General features: G+C 57.6%; 19 protein-coding genes. 9 read left to right on the top strand and 10 right to left on the bottom strand.

Annotated elements, in window-relative coordinates:
* Positions 1 to 2: 2 nt before the first annotated feature.
* From AC2FNU_RS06100 to AC2FNU_RS06090, 3 genes are read right to left on the bottom strand one after another with little or no spacing between them, the layout of a single operon-like run.
* Complete coding sequence (locus tag AC2FNU_RS06100; protein ID WP_496786079.1) at positions 3 to 800, bottom strand: iron chelate uptake ABC transporter family permease subunit; 798 nt, start codon at positions 798 to 800, stop codon at positions 3 to 5.
* Entirely contained in the window at positions 800 to 1546 is a 747-nt protein-coding gene (locus tag AC2FNU_RS06095; protein WP_496786075.1) for a metal ABC transporter ATP-binding protein, read from the bottom strand. The genes AC2FNU_RS06100 and AC2FNU_RS06095 overlap by 1 nt, the downstream gene beginning before the upstream one ends.
* Positions 1547 to 1548: 2 nt before the next feature.
* Complete coding sequence (locus tag AC2FNU_RS06090) at positions 1549 to 2061, bottom strand: transcriptional repressor (RefSeq protein WP_496786073.1); 513 nt, start codon at positions 2059 to 2061, stop codon at positions 1549 to 1551.
* Between the two features lie 57 nt (positions 2062 to 2118).
* On the opposite strand from AC2FNU_RS06090, the gene AC2FNU_RS06085 reads away from it, so the two are divergent.
* Positions 2119 to 3168 (top strand): zinc ABC transporter substrate-binding protein, encoded by a 1050-nt coding sequence (locus AC2FNU_RS06085; RefSeq protein ID WP_496786071.1) that lies wholly within the window; start codon positions 2119 to 2121, stop codon positions 3166 to 3168.
* 182 nt (positions 3169 to 3350) lie between these two features.
* Here the strand turns inward: AC2FNU_RS06085 and AC2FNU_RS06080 are convergent, their stop codons facing one another.
* Positions 3351 to 4250, bottom strand: coding sequence for a LysR substrate-binding domain-containing protein (locus AC2FNU_RS06080; protein WP_496786069.1), 900 nt, complete (start codon positions 4248 to 4250; stop codon positions 3351 to 3353).
* Between the two features lie 63 nt (positions 4251 to 4313).
* Here AC2FNU_RS06080 and AC2FNU_RS06075 point away from each other — a divergent pair, with 63 nt between their 5' ends.
* The 3 genes from AC2FNU_RS06075 to AC2FNU_RS06065 are packed head-to-tail and all read left to right on the top strand — an operon-like array spanning position 4314 to position 7451.
* Positions 4314 to 4586 carry a hypothetical protein gene (locus AC2FNU_RS06075; protein WP_496786067.1) on the top strand — a complete coding sequence of 91 codons (273 nt, stop codon included), beginning with the start codon at positions 4314 to 4316 and terminating at the stop codon, positions 4584 to 4586.
* The gene (locus AC2FNU_RS06070) at positions 4583 to 5929 is read left to right on the top strand and encodes an MmgE/PrpD family protein (RefSeq protein ID WP_496786065.1); all 1347 of its coding nucleotides are present in this window, start codon (positions 4583 to 4585) and stop codon (positions 5927 to 5929) included. The genes AC2FNU_RS06075 and AC2FNU_RS06070 overlap by 4 nt, the downstream gene beginning before the upstream one ends.
* Positions 5916 to 7451 (top strand): trimethylamine methyltransferase family protein, encoded by a 1536-nt coding sequence (locus AC2FNU_RS06065; RefSeq protein ID WP_496786063.1) that lies wholly within the window; start codon positions 5916 to 5918, stop codon positions 7449 to 7451. The genes AC2FNU_RS06070 and AC2FNU_RS06065 overlap by 14 nt, the downstream gene beginning before the upstream one ends.
* Positions 7452 to 7573: 122 nt before the next feature.
* Here the strand turns inward: AC2FNU_RS06065 and AC2FNU_RS06060 are convergent, their stop codons facing one another.
* From AC2FNU_RS06060 to AC2FNU_RS06040, 5 genes are read right to left on the bottom strand one after another with little or no spacing between them, the layout of a single operon-like run.
* Positions 7574 to 8581 carry an Ldh family oxidoreductase gene (locus tag AC2FNU_RS06060; RefSeq protein WP_496786061.1) on the bottom strand — a complete coding sequence of 336 codons (1008 nt, stop codon included), beginning with the start codon at positions 8579 to 8581 and terminating at the stop codon, positions 7574 to 7576.
* A gap of 12 nt (positions 8582 to 8593) precedes the next feature.
* Positions 8594 to 9223, bottom strand: a complete 630-nt coding sequence (locus AC2FNU_RS06055) for a DUF3726 domain-containing protein (protein ID WP_496786058.1) — start codon at positions 9221 to 9223, stop codon at positions 8594 to 8596.
* Positions 9220 to 10908 carry a hypothetical protein gene (locus tag AC2FNU_RS06050; RefSeq protein ID WP_496786054.1) on the bottom strand — a complete coding sequence of 563 codons (1689 nt, stop codon included), beginning with the start codon at positions 10906 to 10908 and terminating at the stop codon, positions 9220 to 9222. Before AC2FNU_RS06050 ends, AC2FNU_RS06055 begins: the two co-directional genes overlap by 4 nt.
* Before the next feature lie 4 nt (positions 10909 to 10912).
* Positions 10913 to 11887: a membrane dipeptidase gene (locus tag AC2FNU_RS06045; RefSeq protein WP_496786049.1), complete on the bottom strand. Its 975-nt coding sequence runs from the start codon at positions 11885 to 11887 to the stop codon at positions 10913 to 10915.
* Positions 11887 to 13332, bottom strand: a complete 1446-nt coding sequence (locus tag AC2FNU_RS06040; protein WP_496786046.1) for an aldehyde dehydrogenase family protein — start codon at positions 13330 to 13332, stop codon at positions 11887 to 11889. Before AC2FNU_RS06040 ends, AC2FNU_RS06045 begins: the two co-directional genes overlap by 1 nt.
* Before the next feature lie 99 nt (positions 13333 to 13431).
* Between AC2FNU_RS06040 and AC2FNU_RS06035 the strand changes: the two genes are divergently transcribed.
* Complete coding sequence (locus tag AC2FNU_RS06035) at positions 13432 to 14304, top strand: LysR family transcriptional regulator (protein WP_496786041.1); 873 nt, start codon at positions 13432 to 13434, stop codon at positions 14302 to 14304.
* A gap of 31 nt (positions 14305 to 14335) precedes the next feature.
* On the opposite strand, the gene AC2FNU_RS06030 is transcribed toward AC2FNU_RS06035, so the two are convergent.
* Entirely contained in the window at positions 14336 to 15235 is a 900-nt protein-coding gene (locus tag AC2FNU_RS06030; RefSeq protein ID WP_496786039.1) for a LysR substrate-binding domain-containing protein, read from the bottom strand.
* A gap of 134 nt (positions 15236 to 15369) precedes the next feature.
* Between AC2FNU_RS06030 and AC2FNU_RS06025 the strand changes: the two genes are divergently transcribed.
* Genes AC2FNU_RS06025 through AC2FNU_RS06010 form a run of 4 tightly spaced genes read left to right on the top strand, consistent with a single transcriptional unit; the run spans position 15370 to position 18978 of the window.
* Positions 15370 to 16458: an aromatic ring-hydroxylating oxygenase subunit alpha gene (locus AC2FNU_RS06025; protein WP_496786037.1), complete on the top strand. Its 1089-nt coding sequence runs from the start codon at positions 15370 to 15372 to the stop codon at positions 16456 to 16458.
* Positions 16458 to 17186, top strand: a complete 729-nt coding sequence (locus AC2FNU_RS06020; RefSeq protein ID WP_496786035.1) for a class II aldolase/adducin family protein — start codon at positions 16458 to 16460, stop codon at positions 17184 to 17186. The genes AC2FNU_RS06025 and AC2FNU_RS06020 overlap by 1 nt, the downstream gene beginning before the upstream one ends.
* On the top strand, positions 17183 to 17827 hold the full coding sequence (locus AC2FNU_RS06015) for an enoyl-CoA hydratase/isomerase family protein (RefSeq protein WP_496786033.1): 645 nt from the start codon (positions 17183 to 17185) through the stop codon (positions 17825 to 17827). The genes AC2FNU_RS06020 and AC2FNU_RS06015 overlap by 4 nt, the downstream gene beginning before the upstream one ends.
* Positions 17827 to 18978 carry a CaiB/BaiF CoA transferase family protein gene (locus AC2FNU_RS06010; protein WP_496786031.1) on the top strand — a complete coding sequence of 384 codons (1152 nt, stop codon included), beginning with the start codon at positions 17827 to 17829 and terminating at the stop codon, positions 18976 to 18978. Before AC2FNU_RS06015 ends, AC2FNU_RS06010 begins: the two co-directional genes overlap by 1 nt.
* Positions 18979 to 18991 lie beyond the last annotated feature (13 nt).

The raw sequence follows: 18991 nt of genomic DNA, 5'->3' as shown, positions 1-18991 counted from the left end.
CTTTATGCCCTGCCTTGGGATTTCCAACCAAGGATACTGAGGCAGGCAAACAGAACTGCCGCCACACAGACAATCGATGGCCCGGCGGGGGTGTCTAATACATATGCCGCCCTTAGCCCCGCAACGGCTGAAAATGCGCCAATCCCGGCGGCAATCAGGGCCATGGACTCGGGTGAACGCGCCAAGTTGCGGGCCGCTGCGGCCGGAATGATCAGCATGGCCGCAATCAGCAACACGCCCACAACTTTGATCGCCACCGCCACGGTGACGGCCAAGGACAAGGTCAGGATCAACTGCTCTCGCTTGGGGTCAAAGCCGCTGGCATAGGCCAGTTCTTCGTTCAGCGTTGCTGTCAACAGCTGCGACCAACGCCACGTGATCAGCGCGACAACCAGCGCCGCACCGCCCCAGATCACGATGAGGTCCGAGCGCGATACTGCCAGAATATCGCCGAACAGATAGGCCATCAAATCAATGCGCACGCCGGACAGGAACGACACAGCCACCAATCCAAACGCCAGGGCAGAATGCGCCAGAACGCCCAACAGGGTATCCATCGCATAACCACGACCGGCCAACAGGGTCACGGTCAGCGCCATGATCAGCGCAACAGCCAGTGCGCCGGTGAAGATCGACATCTGAAAGGTCAGCGACAACGCCACGCCCAGAATCGCGGCATGTGCCGTCGCATCCCCGAAATACGCCATGCGCCGCCACACGACGAAACACCCCAGGGGGGCTGCCGCAAAGGCCACGCCGACACCGGCAAGCGTCGCGCGTGTCATAAAATCATCAAGCATTATTCCGCCGCTTCCTTGGGTGGGTGGTCATGATCATGGTCGTGGTGGTGGTCATGCTCATGGCGATACAGCGCCAGCGCCCCACCGGTGCCTGTGCCAAACAACGCCCGGTATTCCGGTGCCGACGCCACAACCGCCGGAGAGCCTTCGCAACAGACATGCCCATTCAGACAAATCACCCTGTCCGAGGCGCTCATGACCACGTGCAATTCGTGGCTGATCATCAGGATGGCACATCCGGTTTCACGGCGCACCGCCTCAATCTGTTGATAGAAACTGGCCGACCCGCGTTGATCCAGCCCTTGGGTTGCCTCATCCAGCAACAAAACGTCAGGCCGGTTGATCAACGCTCGCGCCAGCAGCACCCTTTGGAACTGTCCACCGGACAACTGCGACATCTGGCGGTGCAACAAGTCCGGCACACCCGCAGTTTCCAGCGCTGCAACACACTGCTTGCGCGACACATGGTCAGTCAGGCGCATGAACCGTTCGACGGAAATGGGTAAAGTCGGGTCGACATGCAGTTTCTGAGGTACATACCCGATCTTCAGGCCTGGCTTCAGGGACACTTGTCCCGCGAATGGCCGGGTTGCTCCGATAATGGCCCGCAGAAGGCTGGTCTTTCCCGATCCGTTGGGACCGACGATGGTGACGATCTCACCCGGTTCGACGGCCATATCAACGTGGCTCAGCACGGTATGCGCCCCATAGCGCACGCTGAGGTTTTCAACGGTAATCAAGGCCATCTTTACGCCTTTTCGGTGCAGTCGGGGCAGAGACCCTCGGCTTCCACAACCGTACGCTCAATCTCGAAACCCGCGGCGCGTGCGGCGGCGCCCAGAACACCTTTGGCGGGGGCCGATTGCGCTTCGGCCACGGCATCACATTTTCTACAGATCATGAACGCCGGAGAATGCGACTGCCCCGGATGTGAGCACGCCACAAACGCATTCAACCGCTCAATCTTGTGGACAAATCCGTTTTGCACGAGAAAATCCAACGCGCGATAGGCAACAGGGGGTTGTGAGCCAAAACCCTCGGCGCGAAGCCGGTCCAGAATTGCGTAAGCGCCAATCGCGCGATGCTCTTGCAGCAGCATTTCAAGAACCTTGCGGCGCACTGGCGTCAGGCGCAGCCCTTCATCGGCACACCGGGCTTCAGCCGAGGCCAAAGCCGTCTCGACGCATGTCTGATGGTCATGTTCCTGAAACCCCACCGGAGCCGTATCTTCGGCCGGCACAGGGCGTGCATCACTTGTCATGTTATTTCATATCATGTATTGCCACTCGCAACGTTATAAAATCACACAGAGGGTCTGATGTCCAGAAAGCTTCTTCCATTGTCGATCACGGCTGCATTGATGGGTGGAACGGCCCTTGCGGACGCGCCAAATGTTGCGGTTGATATTGCACCGGTCCATTCGCTGGTCGCCCGCGTTATGGACGGCGTCGGAACCCCGGACCTGATCGTTGCGCCGGGCGCATCGCCGCATGAATACAACCTTCGCCCGTCTGAAGCCGCTGCGCTGCAAGAGGCCGACCTGGTGTTCTGGATGGGTGAAGATCTGACGCCATGGATGGAGAATGCGATCGATACGCTGGCTGACGGCGCAACCGTCACATCCATGCTGGAGGCCGATGGCACTGTTCTTCTGGATTTCCGCGAAAACGCTCTGTTCGAAGCGCATGATCACGGCGACGAAGACGAACATGACCACGGCGATCACGCAGAAGACAAGGATCACGACGATCACGACCACGGTGATGATCACGATCACGACGACCATGGCCACGACGATCACGCCAAGGATGGCCATGATGATCACGACGACCATGGCCACGAAGGGCATGCCCATGGCGACCATGACCCCCATGCCTGGCTTTCACCGGCAAACGCAGAAACCTGGCTGAATGTGATCGCGGCGCAGCTGTCTGCGGCGGACCCTGAAAATGCTGGTACCTATTTTGCCAACGCCGCAGCTGCGCGCGAGGAAATGGCTGCGCTGTCTGCTGAAGTGGCCGAAACGCTGGACCCTGTACGGGGCGGCAGCTTCATCGTGTTCCACGATGCCTACCAGTATTTTGAGGACGCCTTTGACTTCCCCGCCTCTGGCGCAATCTCACTCAGCGATGCGTCCGATCCCAGCCCAGCGCGCATTGCGGAAGTTCAAGGACGTATCCGCGACGAAGGTATTGACTGCGTCTTAGCAGAACCTCAGTTCGACCCGGGCATCGTTGAAAGCGTCATGGGTGGCGTCGAGGCAAAAACCAGCGTGATTGATCCGCTGGGATCCAATCTGGAACCGGGTGTCGATCTTTATCCAAACGTCATTCGTAGTCTTGCAAAGGCCCTGGCCGAGTGCCTCTGAACCTGTCGTTTCAGCCCGGCCAAGGTCGGGCTGCTTGCAGCCCGGGGTAACGCATATTGCGAGTATTTCAGTTGGGTGACAGTGTTGCCCCGGGCGCTCAAACAACCACGTCTACACCTCGTTCAAAAAAGGCGCGCCATCAATCGCTGTTGGCCTTTGCAGCAACAAAAGCCGCGCAAAAGTCAGCGCGTGTTGCGATCCGAATGCACAATCCAGTCCAAAAACTGCGCGGCCCCGGTCTTGCCGGAGCCCGACTGCGTAACTGAACAAAAATACCCTCGTGACGTCTCGCGCTCGTGATCGCAGGCGCGGACCAGCGATCCATTTGTAAGGTATTCACGCATCAAGGGATACCAGCCTATTCCAACGCCGAGCCCGTTCAAAACCGCGCGCAGGTAAACCATGTAACTGACATACGTGTCATGAGGTGGCGGTTGCGAAATAACGCGGCCAGTTCCGGCAAAGAAACGATTCCAGTCACCGCGATGATCCGCGCTGTTGAGGTGCAGCAATTTCTGTTCGGAAAGCGATTGCAAATCGAAAGGCGCGCGGTTGTCCAACAGATCAGGGTGGCACACGGCGATCATGCTTTCCTTGAAAATCAAACCGCTGACGGTTTGCGCCAGCCCCCCTTCTCCGAACAGAATAACAACATCGCAGGCGTTTGGATCGAAATCGTTGTTCTGATCTCGCGTCACGACCTGAAGTTTGACATCCGGAAAGGTGGCCTGAAACTCGGCCAACCTCGGCAGCAGATAGTGACTGGTAAAACCGATACTTGCACTGACCTTCAAGGTGTCAACCGCGTGACGGCTCTGTAACGCTTCAAACCCGTCTCGGATTGCTTCGAATCCTGCCCCTACGGCTTTGGCCAGAAGGGATCCGTCTTCGGTTAAAGTCAGTTTCGGCTTACTTCGAAGAAATAGCTGCGTACCCAGTTCTGCTTCAAGGGCGGCAATCTGTCGGCTGATCGCTGGCTGCTGCACGTTCAGCTCCTGTGCGGCCCTCGAAAAACTTAGATGTCGCGCTGATGCATCAAATGCATTGATCTGGTGAAGAGGGATCGGCCGCGTCACAATCATTCCTCAGGTGAATGTATTCCATTCATCGTTTCCGTCTTTCCTCAAATTTTCAACCGCGAAATGATGCTGGGAACAACGCGAGGGGAACAGGTCTTGCAGAAACGTATTCTGGCGCTTGGTGGAGACGGCATTGGCCCGGAAATCCTGACCTCCGGGGTGCGGCACATGGTAGATGCTGAAGTCGCCGAGCAAAAGCTGTTGCTTGACGGCAGAACAGCCTGGCGAACCGAACGACGCAATACTTGCACAGACCGAAGTTTTGGATCCGTTGTCAGCACAGGGGGCTGGAAAGAGGAAAATGACAGGTTGCAGGCAACTCTGGGTACGACCTCATGACTGCAATTTCCAGGCTGGCGCAGTTCGCGGTCCAGGTAGCTCCCCCGCCTGATCTGCGCGACGTGATTGCCCCGGCAATCGCCGACTGCTTTGGATGCATCCTTGCCGGATCGACCAGTAAAGTCGCCATGCGCGCAACCCGGGCCCTGGCCAGGTTTGGCGCAGGCCCCTGCCCGCTGTTTGGCACGGACCAGACCCTGAGCGCACTCTTTGCGGCCCAAGTCAATGCAATCGCAGGCCATGCCTGGGATCTGGATGATTGGGAAGAGCCGGGGAACACGCATCCTACCGTGGTGTTGCTGCCCGCCCTTCTCGCCGCCAGCACGTCACGCCGCACCACCGGGGCAGAGCTGTTGGCGGCTTATGCAGTCGGCACCGAAATCATCATGCGCCTTGGTGAAGCCGTGACCTTGGATCACTATGCGCGCGGGTTCCATTCCACGGCTACATTGGGCACGATCGGCGTTGCTGGAGCGGTGTCGCGCCTGTTGGCCTTACCGGCAGATCAGGCTGCGCACGCCCTTTCGTTGGCGACTTCGAACGCGTCGGGCTACACGCTGCAATTCGGGTCAAACGCAAAACCGTTGCAAGCCGGATGGGCTGCACGGAATGGTCTGGAAGCAGCCGTGTTGGCAGCACAAGGCGTCACGGGTCAACCGCACGTTCTGGATCACGCGCGAGGCTTCGCCGGGCTGCAAGGAAACTACGATCCATCTGCATTAAGCACCGCGATGGCTAAGTTAGGTTCGCCTTGGGCTTTGGGTGAATATGGCCTGGTCCTTAAACCCTGGCCCTCTTGCGGGTATACACATCGGCTGATGACCGCTGCGGCAAACCTGCGCCCCATGGCTAACGAAAGGCTTGGGGACATTACTGCGATTGATACCCGCTTGCCCGATTTCCACGCCGAGATTTTGCCGTTCAATCACCCCTCGTCGCGCGCGGAAGCCTTGTTTTCAATCCCAGCCTGCGTTGGTCAAATTCTGGCCTCGGGCAATCTTACGCTATCAGACAGCGAAGACGCGTTCTGGAAAACACCTGCGGTTTCAAGATTGATCCAATTGACGCGCGTGATAGCCGAACCCGCACGAAACCCGAGCTTGAATTATGACCCCGATCAGCCCGATCTGCTGCGCATTGAATTTAATGACGGAAGCTTGGTTTCCGAAGCCTGCGCTTTCCCGCTCGGCGCATCCCAGAACCCGATGACCCACGCGCAACTGGCCGCAAAATTCACCACGCTCACAGGACAGCCGGAACGCGTATTCGACGACCTTCTTGCATGGCCTGATGCACAGGACAGTGCCGCGTTATTCAAGGGATATTCAAATGAACCAGCGTAGACGATCAGGTGGCCGTGCGGCGCGACACCAAGAGAGAAACGATGGGGCCGGGTCTGGGCCGACACGCGCGATCTGGCCCGGAATTGAGGGCGGTCAATATGCGCCCCTCACCCAGGCCGAGATTGAAATGGTCGATCACACGGCCATGCGTATTCTCGAGGAAATTGGCGTGAAAGGTGCGACGCCGCGATGCATCGCAACACTATGTTCAGCCGGTGGGTCCCTGACGGATGACGGGCGTTTGTTGTTTCCCGAGACAATGGTGCGAAAGACCCTTCAGATCGCAGGCCGCGGCTTCAAACTCTGCGGCCTGGATCCCGCAAATGACATCGACCCCTCATCGTCGCGCACGCATTTCGGCACATCGGGTGCTGCCGTCCACATCATCGACAGTCAAACAGGCGAAATACGCGACACAACGCTTCGCGACCTGTACGACATGGCGCGCTTGGCCGAACAACTGCCAAACATCCATATGTTCCAACGCACTGTTGTCGCGCGTGATATTACAGACCCGCGTGAAATGGACCTCAATACGCTTTACGCCTGCTTAAAAGGAACAAGCAAACCCACAGGAACGTCTTTTGGATCGCCAGACGTCATGGAAGAAGCTGTCCGAATGCTTGCCATGATCATGGGCGGGCCCGATGCCTTGCGGGCGCGACCGCCGGTTTGCGTGTCGACTTGCTTTATCGTCCCACCGCTGACATTCGCCGAAGAAGCACTTGGTGTGATCGAATGTGCGGCACGGCACGGTATTCCGCTCAAGCTTGTCTCGGCCGGTCAGGCTGGAGCGACCAGCCCAGCGCCATTGGCCGGGGCCGTGGCGCAACAAACCGCCGAGGTCCTGGCCGGGATTGTCTATGTCAACCTGCTGAACCCCGGTCACCCGGCCACGTTCGGAGCGCTTCCATTTGTCAGTGATCTGCGGACCGGGGCCATGTCCGGAGGGTCCGCCGAACAAGGTTTGCTGATGGCCGCCTGCGCACAAATGGCGCGCCACTATGATATCCCATGCGCTGTCAGCGCCGGCATGACCGACAGCAAACTGCCCGATTTTCAAGCTGGGTACGAAAAGGGATACACCGAGCTTCTGGCCTCACTTGCTGGTGCAAATCTGGTCTACGAAGCGGCAGGAATGTATGGTTCGCTACTTGGCGCATCGCTAGAAAGTTTCGTGTTGGACAATGACCTGATTGGTTCGGTGATGCGCGCGACCCGTGGGTTCGAGGTATCGGAAGACACGTTGTCACTTGAAACTATCCGCGATGTTTGCGTCGGAGGACCTGGGCACTTTTTGGGTCACGCGCAAACCATAAACCGAATGGAAAGCGACTATTTCTACCCGGCGATGGCGGACCGCAGAACGCCGCAGGAGTGGTCTGAGGCACCTGATAAAGATGTCCTGGAACGTGCCCGACTGCGCACGCAAGAACTGCTTGCCAACCCAAGCCCTACGCATATCCCCAAAGACATAGACAAGGCGATACGGCAACATTTTCCCATTAGGGACCTGCGGTAGGGTTAGTGAAATTTTGGGCCCAACTTAAAGATCGTGGTATTTGCAGCGCTATATCAAACGCAGTTGAAACGCGAAGCACTCGATTTAAGAAAGCCGCGCCCCAAGGACCGCTCGACCGCACATCACAGAAATTTTGATATCTTGTCGAGCGTGGCTTTGCTGACCGCGACACCCGATTTACGAGCGATCTGGCGCTTCGCATTGCGACCGTCACCGGGCAAGTGCGCAGCCTCTTGAGCACGGATCGCGCCAACCAATTCGGCAACCCCAGTCTCAAACCCACCCGACGCCGTCGCGCTGGGATCAATCGCAATGAAGAACTGACCCGTCTTCGGGGGGCCGCCCACCGTTCCTGAAAACGGTGATGCGTTGATGCCCAAAGTGGCACCTGTCAGGGCCGCCGCCATAAGCTCTACCATCAGAGCCACACCAACACCCTTGTATCCACCCGACGGCGCCATGGATCCCTTCAATCCGACGTCAGGATCGGTCGTTGGATTGCCGTCTGCGTCCAAGGCCCATCCCACCGGGATTGGCCTGCCTTCGCGCGCATGTTTCATGACCTCGCTTTTGGCGATGGTGCTGGCGCTCTGGTCGATCAGCAGAGCGGGTTCGCCATCCGGACCGGGTGCCGCGATGGAAAACGGATTGGTGCCAACCACGGGCTTCGACCCACCGGAAGGCGCAATCGAAGCGGGGGCATTGGTGAACCCCAGCCCCACCAGCCCGGCCTGAGCCAGTCGATAAGTGTGATAGCCCAAAACACCACAGTTGTAGCTGTTTTTGATGGCCAGCACTGCAACACCCTGTTCTCGGGCCGCCGGGATCAGGGCTTCAAACCCAATGTCGATGGCCGAATGCGCAAAGCCGGTTGCGGCATCAACGGCCACCACGCCAGGTTTGGGGCGTGACAGAACAGGAACCGCCTTACCATCGACCTTGCCGCACTGCACATGCTCGCAATAGATCGGTATATAGGCCAGGCCGTGACTTGCAACGCCATCGGCTTCTGTTGCCGCTGTGGCCTGCGCCAGCGGGCGGGCGTTTTCGTCGGATGTCCCAGCCGTGACAAGCGCACGGAAGGACAGGTCTTCGATCTCGGCAAGGGTCAGGGTTTGTGTATCGGTCACTTTGGCATCTCTTCAATCATTGTCGGAAAGCCCGGACCCTGCACCCAGCAGGCGGGATTCTTCGGTTGCGGGGGCATAGGTGCGGTGGGCAAAACGGTTCAGAACGTCCCAATCCTGTGGGTCAGGATAGGCGCGCGTCTCTTGTTCACGTGTTGCGGTCGGTGCACCGCCTCGGAAAACCACGGCCGTGTGTGCCGTTTTTGGCAAACTGTCCGGGGCCATGAGCCAATCCTCGCCCACAACACTCTGAACAGCGTCGATCTCAATCGTCAGCGCCTCATTCAAAGTGCGCGCAGCGTGGCAAGCAAATGGCAGCATCAGAACGGGCGCTGCGACATTCCGCATTTCGATTGGACCTGTCTTCAGCAGGTGGGCGGCATCAGACAACAAAGGCCCTACAGATAGTGGGCACAACGCACCTTCACCTTGCCAGTGGCGATCAATCTGCTCAGGACGATGCGCTGCCAGGTCTGAGGCCATCCCTTGCTCCAACAGCCGGGCCAAAGCCCCTGCCCCGTCCAGCCCCTGCGCACACAGCCAGCGGGCCGCCTTCGACGCCTCCTCGGCCTGGCCCCAGGAATAGCCCGCGCCACGGGTGGCCCGTTTTGCGGTTGCTTCCATCTCGTTGAGAGAAAAATTCATGTTGGTTCCTGCGGGTAGACCCAAAGATCCGCGTTTTCAGAAGTCAGCTCTTCCGGGTACGGCGCACCGGAATACATGCAGATTCGCACCCATCGATCCGAACGGGGGTCAAAATGGGTTGCCCCAAAGAATGAAAGCTTTGCCCGCAACATGTCGATGGGCAGAACCTTTGACCCAATCGTGTTGTCTCGGATTTCACCGTAAGGCGCCGATGGGGTCATTTGAACGCGTCGGATCGTGTGTCGGTGTTCAGGGTGGCGCAGCAGGAATTCGGCAACAGGTTTGGTGTCGTCCCACCCAATCAGCGCGGTATGGGCTGCCGCTGCATCCCGCGCCGGGGCAAGAGGTTGCTCGTAGTCTGCGATCGGCTCGTCAAACCGTTCGCCCATGCGGGGTTCCAGCTTTTCTTCTGAAACATACCAGGCCCGGGCGCAGTTCTCGCGGGCTTCCCAATCCAGATCCAGAGCCCAAGCATATGTTTCCCGGATCAGGTCGCGGACTGTCCCGATCGGCATCCTTCCATCGATCACAAACGCCTGCGTGCGGCTGTCTGACATGCAGGAGGTAAGCCCGTCTACCAAATCGCCATATGGCTCAAGGATCAAAGACGTCAAAAGCTCCTGACCTTCTTCGCTCAGCGCGGTTTCGGACCAGGTCACCAATCGATCCCACGGTCGGTCTGCGGTCAAATCATCGTGGCGCAGATATTCGGAGATCAACAGCAGATCAGCCTTCAATGCCTCGAGCTTTTTGACCTGTATCGGATGTTCAGACCGCCACCACGAAACCGAAAGTCGGCTGCGTTCGAAAACATCGCGGAACCGCGCGATCTCGGCCTCGCTGGCCACGTCCACAGACCGAACCCGCGCTATGGCCTCTTCCCGTACCATGATCCAATTGTTGAACAGAACAGGGTGGTTGACGATAAACGGTGCCATGCCAAGCCCGGTCGAATTGCCAATCCCCAGCCAGCGGGCAATCTCTGGGTCCAAAGTCGCGGCCTGATCGCCACCTTTGATATTCGCCATATGCTGCACCAGATCCCGCACAAACGTCCGGGTCAGGAAGACCGATAGCATCTCGACCTGAAACGGGGCCTGCGTCTCGGACCGGTCCGCAACTTTTTCCCGATCCGCCGCACCAAATTTGCCCGAGCCATACACAGCGGTTGTCCGCATCAGGTATCCGACCTGATAGATCTGCTCCACATCCGGCTGCTGCCCTGCGGCCAGGGACTTTACGACATGGTCCCAAAGGCGAACCGAGCGGTTGGCGCGAGACAAGGACAGCTCACTCTCGCTCACCCGTCCGGCCTCTTGCAGGGGTACGTTTCGGGAAAGGCGGTCAATGTCAGCCTCGGTCGGGATGCCGTCGAACAAAGCAAAGGTGGCATCCCATGCTTCGGCAATCACCCGATCCGACCGTTGTTCCGGCGGCAAGTCATGAGCAAAGGCCACAAGTGAATACGCCCGATCCGGCCCCTGAGCGGTGTAGACCGCCCGACCAACGCCATTGGCGTCAATGTCGAAGACAGGGCGTGTGAACGACCAGTGTTCCCGCGCCATACGACGGGTCAACTGTCGCATGAAACTCAGGCGACATTGATGCAACGACCCCAAGCGCGACAGCCGCATAACTGTGGCCGGGTCTCGTCTTTCGATCCGTGTCTGCGCCTGAGTGTCCATTCAACTACCCCTGAGCCCCGAAACTCTCGGCAAAGAACCTGTACCAGTTTTCACCCATGATACCGGCCACTTCTTCATCGTTCAGACCGGTCGCACGCAACCCGGTTTCTATGTTTCCAAAGTCCCGATTGTCCCGGAACCAGGACGGCATCGGGGGGAATCCGGGGTTACTGGCCGACCCTTCGCCATAGTCGATCTGCTTCGACCAACGGCCAACCCGCATCCATTCGACAACGCTGTCGGGCTGATCCTGACACAGATCCGTCCCGATACCGAGATGTTCCGCTCCGTATTTCTCAGCCGTCCGCGCAATCATCTCGCAGAAGCTTTCAAGAGTGCAGTCCGACTTGTCCTTCAGGTGATGAGGATAGACCGAAAACCCCAACATCCCACCGTTTTCAGTCACCGCACGTATCACTTCGTCGCGTTTGTTGCGCAGGGCCGGGGCCCAATCAAACGGATTAGCGTGGGTGATCGCAATCGGACGCTCGGACAGCTCGGCCGCCTCGATCGTGGACCGGTCGGCTGAATGGCTCATGTCCACGACAAGCCCGACCCGGTTCATTTCCTTGATCACCTGACGCCCCATGCGGGTGATACCGGTGTCTTCGGACTCGTAACACCCCGTCGCCAGCAACGACTGGTTGTTGTAGGTCAGCTGCATAAACCGCGCGCCCAGCGTATGCACGATTTCGACCAGGCCGATGTCATCTTCGATGGGCGACGGGTTCTGAAATCCGAAAAACACTGCCGTGCGCCCGGTTTCCCGCGCCTTGTCAATGTCGCTGGCCCATTGACCTTTCATGATCAGGTCCGGGTATTGTTCGAACCATCGGTTCCACTTTTCAAAGTTCAGAACCGTCTCGCGGAAATTCTCGTGATAGGCGATGGTGACGTGGATCGCGTCCACGCCCCCTTCGCGCAATTGCCGAAAGATCTTTTCGGACCAGTTGGCGTATTGCAGCCCATCGATCCGCATCAGATCGGCTTTCCGGCGCTGATGTATGCGGTTTTGACAGTCGTGTAGAACTCGGCCGCGGCCTTGCCCTGTTCACGTGGGCCATAAGAGCTGTCACCACGCCCGCCAAAGGGTACATGATAATCCGTGCCCGCTGTGGGCAGGTTTACCGTCACAACCCCGGTGCGTGCGTTGCGCCGGAAATGCGTGGCGCGGGCCAGATTTTGTGTGACGATGCCCGACGTCAGTCCGAAATTGGTATCGTTGACCGTGGCCAAAGCCTCAGCATAGCTGTCGACCTTGATGACCGAGGTCAGCGGCGCGAACATTTCTTCCCGGTTGATGCGCATGTCGTTGGTGGTGTTCAGGAACACGCCGGGGCTCATGTAATAGCCATCATGCGGCATGTCCAGACGCTGCCCGCCGCAGGCCAGTTCAGCCCCTTCGGATTTGCCCAGATCGACATAGGCCAGGTTCTCGGCCAGTTGCTGCGCGCTGACGACAGGGCCCATCTGAGTCCCCTCTTCCAGCGCGTGACCGACTTTCATCGCCTGAGCACCCGATACAAGTTTCTCGACAAACGCGTCATGCACAGCGGCATGAACCACCAGCCGCGACGAGGCTGTGCACTTCTGACCGGTTCCCCCAAACGCACCGCCCAACGCCAGCGAAACCGCAAGGTCGAGGTCGGCGTCATCCATCACGGCCAGAGCATTTTTCGATCCCATCTCCATCTGAACCTTGGTCAGGTTCTGGATGGCCGCCGCCGCGATACCCTTGCCCACCGGAACCGATCCCGTGAACGAGATGGCATTCACCTTGGGGCTTTCCACAAGCCGTTGTCCAATGGACCGACCCGAGCCCATGACAAGGCTGAACAGACCCTTGGGAATGTCCTGGCGGTTGATGATCTCGGTCAGGACCACGGCAGAGGCAGGCGTGATATTAGCGGGTTTCCAGACCACTGCATTGCCATAACACAACGCCGGAGCGATCTTCCACGAGGCTGTCGCAGTCGGAAAATTCCACGGGCTGATGACGGCGACAACGCCAACCGCCTCGCGGCGCACGTCGATCTCGATGTCAGGACGCACGGAATCGGCGTTCTCACCGATCTGACGCAGGCATTCAGCTGCGTAATAGGTAAAGAACTGCCCGGCGCGATAGACCTCGCCCTTGCCTTCTGCAAAGGGTTTGCCTTCTTCGCGGCTGAGCAAAGTGCCCAGCTCTTCGGCGCGGGCCATCAACTCATTGCCGATGTTCATCAACACGGCCTGCTTGCGTTCGAGCCCGTAAGCGGCCCATTCGGCTTGCGCGATGCGCGCCTGATCCAGTGTCGCCTCAAGCTGATCCGCACTGGCTTGCGCGAAATGGCCGATCAGGTCGCTTAGATCCGAAGGATTGCGGTTTTCGATTTCACTTTCACCGGCAAGCCATTCGCCAGCGATGAGGTTCAGGTTGGTCACGACGGGCCTCAAGTTCCAGAAAGTTTGCCCGAGAATGGACTTTTGGAGGCATATCAGTCAAATTCAAATAAATTTAACAAACTTCAGGAAATCTGAAATTTGACAATCAAGATTGAAATGCTGCGTTGCTTTTGCGTTGTCGCGCAAACCGGCAACCTGTCAGAGGCTGCCGACCGGCTGGGGCGTACCCAATCCGCTGTTTCTATGACCCTTAAACAATTTGAAGATCACTTGGGGAAAAAGCTGTTTGTCGGCGAACGTAAAAACCACCTGTCCGCTTTGGGTGAGCAGGTGTTTGTGTTATCCCTCAAACAGGTGCGCCAGTTTGATGAGACAGTCCAATCCATCGAAGCGGCTGCACATGCTGCCAATGGGTTAATCCGAATAGCGTCCGTACCCTCGGTCGCCGCGTTGATTTTCCCGTCCGTGCTTGAACACATGACGCAGTGTTTTCCCGGCGTGAAAGTTGAACTTCGGGATGCTGATACGCGACAGGTTCTGGATGCGCTTGCAGACGGGAAAGCCGACATTGGAATTGCGTCCGGCTTTCATCCAGTGAAGGGCGTCAAAGCGTATCCCTTTTTCGAAGATCAATTCGGTCTGGTGTGCTCAGCCGACCATCCGCTGAACAAAAGATCCGATCCGCCGACCGTAGATGCGGTGGTAACATCCACATTTCTTCGAAATGCCCTGTGTGATCTCATTGAGGCACGTGAATTTGTTGAAGCGCTGGAAGGGACCAGCGTGACGATTCACAACACTCAGTCACTGATAACTATGGTGGCAACCGGCAAGTGGGTCACCATTCTTCCCCAAACAGTCGCGCGTATTATCCCAAAAAGCATGGGCTTTCGCACATTGTCCGATCTTCCCGACAGGCGACAGGTCTATCTGTATGTCAAGGAAAAGCCCCGCTTCAAAGCATTGGCGGACGCGTGTAGCACGTTCATTCTTTCCAGCAACCTGACCTGAGGACTACAAGGTATCACCTCAGCGCCAATCCTCAGCCGTTCTGACCCGCTTCTTGCACAATCCAATCCCGAAAAGCTTTTAGCTGCGGCCGTTCAATTGCATCGGATGGGTAGACCAGATGGTAGGATCTTGAAGGTGCAAAATCGTTGTCGAACGGTCGGATCAACTGCCCGGATTGTATTTCAACTTCGATCAAAGGCAGCAAGCCAAGGGATACACCCTGACCGGATAACACCGCCCGGAGCAGGACACTGGAATCGTCGATAATAACGCCGGGAAGATGACCGCCAGTTTCCACACCTTGAGCAGCAAACCATTCCAGCCAGTCAAATTGGTCCTTCCAGTGCAACAACGGCAGGCGCAACAAATCCGCTGGTTTTGCAGGACGGGTGCTTTCTGCGATCAGAGATGGGCTGATGACGGGCGACGTTGGAAATTGCAGCAGCGGTTCCGATGTCAGTCCCGGCCAATCTCCGTCCCCCCATGCCAACATCATGTCGGTCTGACCATCCGAAAACTCCACCCCGCCTGGGGAATACTGAAGATGCAGGCCAGTTTCGGGGAAACGTTGCCAAAAGCTGAACAGGCGGCGGGATAACCATTGCGACCCGATCAGCGCGCCGACACCAACTGTTATGGACGATCTGTTGGCGGACTTACGCACGTCCTGAACAGCCCGATCAAGCCGTGCAAACGCCGCCTCACAGGCTTCGGAAAATTGCTGGCCTGCTTCATTCAAAACAACCGACTGCGCATGACGCTCGAACAAGGTGCAGCCCAGATGAGCCTCGAGCGATTTGATCTGCGCGCTCACCGCTGTAGGCGTCACACCAAGTTCAGTTGCGGCGCGTTTGAAGTTTCCATACCGCGCGGCAATCCAAAAGACACGGACCGCCCCGAGCGGTGGAACGTCAATGGTGTTTTGGGTCATAAGGGCAATCTGAAGTTATCCTAGATGTAAAGATTCTATATCTGTGCAAAGGGGTCAGTGCAATGCAGGCTAATGCTGAACAACATCCCCGCGATGCGGCGCCACTTGGGTAAGCCAGCCAGGAGAGACCTCAGATGCCACGAGATTTGCCTTTGCAGGCCAAATATTACACTCAGCCAGACTGGTTCGAAGTTGATAAAAAAAAAATCTTCTTCCGAAGCTGGCAATGCGTGTGTCATGTGTCCGAAATCGCTGAGCCGGGCGATTTCAAAACGTTCACCATTGTGGATGAGGACATCTTTGTCATTCGCGCGCAGGATGGTGGCATCAACGCGTATTACAATATCTGTCGCCACCGTGGTCACCCATTGGTCGAAGGGTCAGGCAAGGGCAAGAGGGTGTTGGTCTGCCCGTATCACGCGTGGACGTATGAAATTAACGGTCGATTGCGTCGCGCACCCGGCTCGGTCGAAAGTGACGGCCTAAGCTGCGACCAAATCAATCTGCGCAAGATCCGGGTCGAGGAGTTCTGCGGATTTATTTTTGTCAATCTTGATGAAAACGCCATCCCGATGGGGCCCGATCTGGAGGAGTATCGCCAAAACCTGCTGAGCTTTCACCCCGACCCCAGCCAGCTGAAATTCGTTTGCGAAACCGAGATCGCGCACGATAGCAACTGGAAGCTTTCGGTCGAAAACTACAACGAATGTTACCATTGCCCGACCGTGCACGCGAGCTCTCTGACGCATGGCGTGCTTGAGATGGACGGGTACACAACGGTCCCGCACGGCAAGACAATCTGGCATGATGGCAAGGCACAGACGAAGAACGAAAAGCAGTATGACTACGATCTGAACGCCAGCCCACGCGCAGATGATTATGGTGCTTATTGGATCTTTCCCAATGTATCGATGTGCTGTTACCCCGGAGGGTACTTTACGATCCGTCAGTTTTTGCCTGTGGCCTGGAACAAGACGATATATCGCTACCGATGGTTCTCGAGCGGCGACATCGCGGATGAGGATGTGATTGCATTGATGCGCAAGCACAAGGAAACAACCGGGGCCGAAGACGAAGTGGTGGTGTCGAAAATCCAGAAAGGCATGCAAAGCCGCGCGTTCGAGCCGGGACCATATGTTATCGGTGACGGCTGCGGCGCGATGAGTGAGGTCGGACTGCGCCATTTCCACAACCTGTACCGCGAAGCGTTGGGAGAGGCGTGATGAGTGACGTGATCCGTCAGGACTTGGCCGCGCTTTATCGCCTTGCTCATCATTTTGGCTGGACCGACCTGACATCGACCCATATCTCGGCGCGTCTGCCAGAGGACCCTGACCATTACCTGCTGAACTCACATGATTTGATGTTCGACGAAATCACGGCGTCGAACCTGACCCGCATGTCTTTCGACGGGCAGGCCGTGGATGACGGGCCGGACAGCGGTAAGATCGTCAATCTGGCCGGGCACATCATCCACTCGGGCATTCTGTCGGCCCGGCCTGATGTGAACTACGTGATCCACAGCCACACACGCGCCGGCGTTGCCGTTTCGGCCATGCCAAATGGGTTGTTGGCTTTGTCCCAACACGCGGGATTTGTTTTAGGTACGCTGTCGAGCCATCCCTATCAGGACTCTACAGCGGTTGAGGACGAAGGTGCCCTGTTGGCGCGCGACCTTGGCAACAACTTTGCCATGCTGTTGCAGAACCACGGGTTGTTGGTGGTCGGGCGCACGGCGGCGGAAGCCTTTATTTATCACTACTACCTTGAGATGGCCTGCAAAATTCAGGTCGATATTCTGAGTTCAACGGACAAGCCCATCACGATCACCGACGATGCGATGGTTGCTTTGCACGACTGGGGCGCACCGCAAAACGGACCACATGGGGGTGTCCAGTGGCCGGCACTGATGCGTATGCTGGATCGAAGCGTGCCGGAGTTCCGGTCATGAGTGACAATGACCTGATCCTAACCCAACACGACGGCGCCTGCCTGACTGTCACGATCAACAGGCCCGCTAAAGCCAACTCACTGACGCCCCCAATGCTGGTCTCTTTGCGTGACATTTTCCTTGAAGCCGCCAGCGACACAGGGCTGCGGGCTGTGATCATTACCGGCGCGGGCGGGCGTGTTTTCTGTGCGGGCGCGGATCTCAACACACTTTCCGCCGAGTTGAACGGTCCAGACCCCTGGGACGAAATGGCCCAAACGCTCAGAGCTATCCCGGTGCTGACCCTGGCCGCCATCAACGGGCCTTGCATCGGTGGGGGTATGACACTGGCCCTTGCCTGCGACATCCGGGTTTGTGTGCCCGAAGCACGATTTTCCTACCCGGTGCTCAAGAACAATGTTTTGCCCGGTCAATACGATGTAAACAGGCTACAAGCCCTAATTGGCCCGGGTCGGAGCGCAGCGATCCTTTTGGGGGGCGACGCCGTCAGCGCAGAAGATGCAGCCATGTGGGGTCTGGTCGACCGAATGGTGACGCAAGAGGTTTTAGCAGACACCTGCCAAGCATTGTGTGCCCCGGCCATAGCCTCTGCCGACGGGCATCTGAAAACCCTGAAATCCATGCTCGGAAGGAGTTCTTGATGAAAGGTATCCGAATTGTCGACATGACCTCCGTCCTGTCCGGGCCATTCTGCACGTGGTTGATGGCCAGTCTGGGTGCCGACGTCATCAAGGTGGAAAACCCGGCTGGCGACCTTGCCCGCACAACTCCGCCGTTCGAAAATGACATCAGCCTCTATTTTGCGTCCCTGAACCGGAACAAGCGCTCGGTCGTTCTGGACCTGAAAACCGAACAGGGCAAAGAAGCCCTGCACAAGCTGCTGGCCACGGCGGATGTGTTTGTCGAGAACATGCGGCCCGGTGTGCGCGACCGGTTGGGATGCTGCGACGCCGATCTGAAACGGATCAACCCGCGCCTGATCTCGGCCTCGATCAGCGGCTTTGGGCAAACCGGAAGCCTTTCGCACCGCCCGGCCTATGACATTGTGGTCCAGGCAATGAGCGGCATGATGAGCATAAACGGAGAGTTGGACGGTGACCCCACCCGCGTCGGCTTTTCGATTGGGGACATCTCGGCTGCATTGTTCACCACCATCGGCATTCTGCAACGTCTGTACGAGCGCGACGCAAAGGGGGTTCAAGACACCAGCCATCTGGATGTGTCCATGCTGGCCTGTCAGTGGGTTTGCCTGGAAAACGCGTTTGCCCGCTATCTCAATGCCGGAATCGTTCCAAAACCCATCGGTTCACGCCACCCGTCTATGACCCCTTTTGAGCCCTATCCGACAGCGGACCGGGATATCGTCATCGGTCTGGGCAGCGACAAGGACTGGCCCCGGTTCTGCGAGGCCATCGGGTATCTTGACCTGCTGGACGACCCTCGTTTTCAGGGGGATGAGGCCCGGCTGGCCAATCGCGACGCCTTGGATCAGGTCCTGGGTGCACACCTGAGACAGCATACGGCATCTCATTGGATACAGATTTTGATCGACAACAGCATTCCGTGCTCGGTGGTCGAGAACATCCAAACCATTGCAGACAATCCTATCGCGGAAGAATACGCCGCCTTTTCCACCGTAAGCTCTGAAGGGAAAGATATGCGTTTTGCGCGCAACCCCATTGCTGATCGCGGCCTTCAGGAAAGCCCGGCACCCAGCCTCGGACAACACACGAGCGAGGTTCTGTCAGAACTGGGGTATGACGATGCTGCCATCGCGGCTTTGACGCGCTGAACTTAGAACCCTC

The organism is Ruegeria sp. BHSB064 (genome assembly GCF_059613205.1).
Note: the sequence above shows the minus strand (reverse complement) of the source record. Positions and strands in the feature narration are given on the sequence as shown.